Source organism: Faecalimicrobium dakarense, assembly GCF_000499525.1.
GTDB lineage: Bacteria > Bacillota > Clostridia > Peptostreptococcales > Peptostreptococcaceae > Faecalimicrobium > Faecalimicrobium dakarense.
On the sequence record NZ_HG529440.1, the window covers coordinates 1 to 5,175 of the forward strand.

Consider the following 5,175-nt stretch of genomic DNA (forward strand, 5'->3'; position numbering starts at 1 on the left):
TTTCCATTCCGAACACAGAAGTTAAGCTCTTTAGCGCTGATGGTACTTGGTGGGCAACTGCCTGGGAGAGTAAGACGTAGCCACGTAATCTTTTTTATTTTTAAATAACTAAAATAAAAAGCTGCTAGTAGAATATTACTGGCAGCTTTTTTAGTAAGAATATTAGCGCTTATTTAGCTTATAAATAAATTATAGTTTATATCGAATAATCTTAAAACATACGAATAGTAAGGTAATCAAATGATAGATTATATTTATTAATCCATAATATCTGATATAAATTGATTTAATTTATTTAATCCTTCTAAAAAGATATTATCAGAACATGCAAAAGAAATTCTAATATAATTATCCATACCAAAAGCTATTCCTGGTACTACGGCCACGCTATATTCCTTTAAAAGTCTATCACAAAATTTGATAGAAAAACTTTCCTCAAAATTAAACTTTTTAGATATACTCGATAAATCTATAAAGACATAGAATGCTCCATTTGGATAGATATAGTCTATATAAGGTATAGAATTAATTTTATCACAAATTAAATCCCTTCTAGATTTATATTCTTTTACCATTATATTTATATCATTAGAGCAATTTTTTAGAGCACCATATCCTATATATTGTGCTGTTAAGCTTGGATGAGATGTTAAATGACCTTGTATTGTGCTGATAGCCTTTGCTATTGTTTTATTTGATGCTGAATAACCTAATCTTAATCCTGTCATGGCTACAGATTTAGAAAAACCATTCACTGTTATAGTTATATCTTTTGCACTTTCACTTATGGAAGCAACAGATACAAAATTATTATCAAAGCATATTTTTTCATAGATTTCATCGGCAAGTATATAAATGCTATTTTTAATACAAAAATCTACTATAGATATTAATTCTTCTTTAGTATATATAGCTCCAGTTGGATTAGATGGATTATTTAAAATAAGAACTTTGGTTTTAGGTGTAATATAAGGTATAAGATCATTAGGTGTTATCTTAAAATTATTTTCTTTTTTAGAATCTATAAATATTGGTTTAGCATTAACTAGTTTTATAATTTCTGGATAACTTACCCAATAAGGTTTTGGTAATAATATTTCATCTTCTGGATTAGTTAAAGCTAGTAGAGTATTTGTTATACAATGTTTTGCTCCACTAGATACGACGATTTCATCTGTATAATAATTACAATTATTTTCATTAAGAAGTTTATTACATATTTCATCTCTAAGAATTTTAAGTCCAGGAACCATATTATATTTAGTCAAATTTTTATTAAGAGAATTTATACCGCTGTATTTTGCATCATATGGGACATTAAAATCAGGCTCCCCAATGCTAAGGTCTAAAACATGAATGCCGCTGGCTTTCATTTCTGATACTTTAGAGCTTATACCAATTGTATAAGATGGTGTTATAGATGAAACTCTATTAGATAACATAAAATCCCCCTTTATATTTAAAAATTATATATTATATTAAAAATTTAAATACAGTATTTATTTATATATGTATACATTATATATTACTAAAATGCATAGAAAAGTTATCCACAATACATGTTATTAAAAGCTTTTATTACAATAAAATCTAAAAAAATTAATTTAGCTTTTAACTACATTATATTGTAATTCCAATGGATATATGACTATAGACAAAATTTATATAAAAAATAACAAAAATATTTATTATTCTTAAAACTATTACAATTGCTGAGGTTCAAATTATCCACATAGCATTTGCAATGATTTCAGTTAATTTGACTATTATGTACAAATTTGGTAATCTTATTTAGTAGCAATTATGAGAATCCCTTTGACGAAGTTAAAGGGGATTTTTTTAATCTTAATATACTATATGTAGTAGTGCCCATATAAATGTGCTACAATATATAGTAATAAGGGGGATTTTACGAATGATTAATTTAGTTAAAAAAAGAGACGGAAGAGTGATACCTTTTAATGCAGATAGAATAACTAGAGCTATATTTTTAGCAGCTAGTAATGTAGCAGAAAAGGAACATAAATCACCAGATTATAAATTATCAGAAGAATTAACACAAGAAGTAATAAAAAGATTAAATACTAAATTTATAAATGATGTTCCAGGGGTAGAGGACGTGCAAAATGCAGTTGTTAAGGTTCTTATAGAAGAAGGACATGCAAAGACTAGTGAAGAATATATAGTATATAGAACAGAAAGAAGTAGAATAAGAAATTCTAAAACTAGACTGATGAAAGCCATAGAAGAAATAACATTCGCTGATGCAAATGATGCAGATATAAAAAGAGAGAATGCTAATATAAATGGAAATACAGCTATGGGTACTATGCTTCAATATGGTAGCACAGTATCTAAAGAATTTTGTAAAACACACTTATTAAACCCAGAACATTCATTTGCTCATGATAATGGAGATATACATATACATGATATGGACTTTTTAAATATGGGAACATTAACTTGTTGCCAAATAGATCTTAATAAATTATTTAAAGGTGGCTTCTCTACAGGTCATGGATTCTTAAGAGAACCAAATGATATTATAAGTTATTCAGCACTAGCTGCAATTGCTATACAAAGTAATCAAAATGATCAACATGGAGGACAAAGTATACCTTTCTTTGATTATGGATTAGCAGAAGGTGTATATAAAACATTTAAGAAATTCTATATAAGTAATATATCAAAAGCTTTAAAATTATTTAAAGGCATAGAAGATAACGGAATAATAAAAGATATAGTTTATAAATCAGAAGAAGAAACAGGAATAAAGGTAGGTATAAAGAGAGAAGAAAAATATCTATCTGTTGAAAGAGAAAAGTTACAAGCTAAATTTGATATAACTGAAGAAATTGCTAAAAACATACAAGTATTTGCCTTTGACGAATCTATTAAAGAAACTGATAAGAGAACGTATCAAGCTATGGAGGCATTTATTCACAACCTAAATACAATGCATTCTAGAGCAGGAGCACAAGTTCCATTCTCTAGTATAAACTATGGAACAGATACATCTGAAGAAGGAAGAATGGTAACAAAGAATATATTATTATCATTAGAAAGAGGATTAGGAAATGGAGAAACGCCTATATTCCCTATACAAATATTTAAGGTAAAAGAAGGAGTTAGTTTAAACCCTGAAGACCCTAACTATGATTTATTTAAATTAGCGTGTAAGGTTTCAGCAAAAAGACTATTCCCTAACTTTAGTTTCTTAGATGCTCCATTCAATGCTCAATATTATAAAGAAGGACATCCAGAAACAGAAGCTACTTACATGGGATGTAGAACGAGAGTTCTTGGAAATGTATGTGGAGAAGAAATAGTTAGTGGTAGAGGTAATTTATCATTCACTACAATAAACCTTCCTAGATTAGGAATAAAACATGGAATGGTAAATAATAAAGAAGCTAACATAGAAGAGTTCTTTAATGAATTAGATCAAAAGATAGATTTAGTTACAGATCAATTATTAGAAAGAATGGAAGTACAGGGTAATAAGAGAATGAAAAACTTCCCATTCTTAATGGGTCAAGGTGTATGGCAAGGGTCGGATCAACTTGGACCAGAGGATAAGTTATCAGAAGTTATAAAACAAGGTACATTAACTATAGGATTTATAGGTCTAGCTGAATGTTTATTGGGTCTTATAGGAAAACATCATGGTGAAAGCGAAGAAGCTCAAGAATTAGGGCTTAAAATAGTATCTCACATGAGAGAAAAAATGGAAGAAGCTAGTGAAAAGTATAATTTAAACTTCTCTATTATAGCGACACCTGCTGAAGGTCTTTCAGGAAGATTTACAAGAATAGATAAAAAAGCTTATGGAGAGATAAAGGGAATTACGGATAAAGAATACTATACTAATTCATTCCATGTTCCGGTTTATCATAAATTAAGTGCTTTTGATAAGATAAGAATAGAAGCTCCTTATCATGAACTTACTAATGCAGGTCATATAACGTATATAGAGTTAGATGGTAATCCATCTGATAACTTAGAAGCTTTTGAGACTATTATAAAGGCTATGAAAGAACAAGGGATAGGATACGGAAGTGTAAATCATCCTGTAGATAGAGATCCTATATGTGGATTCTCAGGTGTTATAGAAAGTAATATATGCCCAGCATGTGGGAGAGATGAAGAAGATAGTGATATCAAGTTTGAAAGAATAAGACGAATAACAGGTTACCTAGTTGGTACAGTAGATAGATTTAATAATGCAAAACAAGCTGAAGTACGTGACAGAGTTAAGCATAAATAATATAAAGGATAAAGGGGAAATGGATTATGAAAATAAGAATATCATCTCCTACAACTTTTGATAGTATAGTAGATGGTCCTGGTCTTAGAATGGTAGTATGGACACAAGGATGTATTCATAATTGTAAGAGTTGCCATAATCCACAAACTCATGATTTGTGTGGAGGATTTGAGGTAGATACTAAGGATATTATTGATAAGATAAAGTCTCTAAAATTACAAAGGGGCATAACCTTATCAGGAGGAGAACCATTTTTACAACCAGAAGCTCTAGAAGAAATAGCTAAAGAAGCTAAGGATAATAAATTGGATGTATGGTCTTATACAGGATTTACATTTGAGCAATTATTAAATAAAAAGAATCCTTCATACTTCAAAAATTTAAACTTATTGAAGCAAATAGATATATTAGTAGATGGTAAGTTTATGGAAGACAGAAAAGATATAAGTTTAAAATTTAGAGGATCATCTAATCAGAGGATAATAAATGTGCAAAGAAGCTTAAAATATAAGCAAATTATTTTAGCTGAAGAATACATGGAAGATTTATCTGCAGCTAAATAAAAATCTTTTTAATATAAATAAAAATAGTGTAAATGACTTAAAACAAGTTGTTTACGCTATTTTTTATGTTCATTAATAATATATAAAATAGAAATATACTTATTTTATATATTATTAATTTATACAAATTAAAATATTTTTTTGTTAATAACTATGTTTATAATGTGGATATTTTTTTAAAAATAATGAAAAATCAATGTGAATAATGTGTTGATAATGTGGATAAATAATACAGTTAAAATTCAAACTAAAATTTATGTAAAAAAAATATTAAAAAAACTGTTGACGATGTGAATTTGAGGTGGTATAGTTATACTTGTCCTTAAGACGAGGGCAAACAAGTAG

Annotated in this window: 3 protein-coding genes and 1 rRNA gene; 3 read left to right on the forward strand and 1 reads right to left on the reverse strand. The window is 28.2% G+C overall.

Annotated elements, in window-relative coordinates:
• Positions 1-86, forward strand: a 5S ribosomal RNA gene (gene rrf / locus BN899_RS18060); the annotation flags it as partial.
• A gap of 171 nt (positions 87-257) precedes the next feature.
• Here the strand turns inward: rrf and BN899_RS18065 are convergent.
• Positions 258-1,442, reverse strand: coding sequence for a pyridoxal phosphate-dependent aminotransferase (locus tag BN899_RS18065; protein WP_042278401.1), 1,185 nt, complete (start codon positions 1,440-1,442; stop codon positions 258-260).
• 473 nt (positions 1,443-1,915) lie between these two features.
• On the opposite strand from BN899_RS18065, the gene BN899_RS18070 reads away from it, so the two are divergent.
• Together BN899_RS18070 and nrdG are read left to right on the forward strand one after the other, a co-directional pair.
• Positions 1,916-4,267 carry an anaerobic ribonucleoside triphosphate reductase gene (locus tag BN899_RS18070; protein ID WP_042278404.1) on the forward strand — a complete coding sequence of 784 codons (2,352 nt, stop codon included), beginning with the start codon at positions 1,916-1,918 and terminating at the stop codon, positions 4,265-4,267.
• A 26-nt stretch (positions 4,268-4,293) separates the two neighbouring features.
• A complete protein-coding gene (gene nrdG, locus BN899_RS18075; protein ID WP_042278406.1) occupies positions 4,294-4,830 on the forward strand; it encodes an anaerobic ribonucleoside-triphosphate reductase activating protein in 537 nt (178 codons plus the stop codon).
• The last annotated feature ends 345 nt before the right edge of the window (positions 4,831-5,175 follow it).

Bases quoted from the DNA above. Each gene is read 5' to 3' on its own strand.
- BN899_RS18065 (WP_042278401.1), bottom strand. From the start codon at position 1,442: ATGTTATCTAATAGAGTTTCATCTATAACACCATCTTATACAATTGGT.
- nrdG (WP_042278406.1), top strand. From the start codon at position 4,294: ATGAAAATAAGAATATCATCTCCTACAACTTTTGATAGTATAGTAGAT.
- BN899_RS18070 (WP_042278404.1), top strand. From the start codon at position 1,916: ATGATTAATTTAGTTAAAAAAAGAGACGGAAGAGTGATACCTTTTAAT.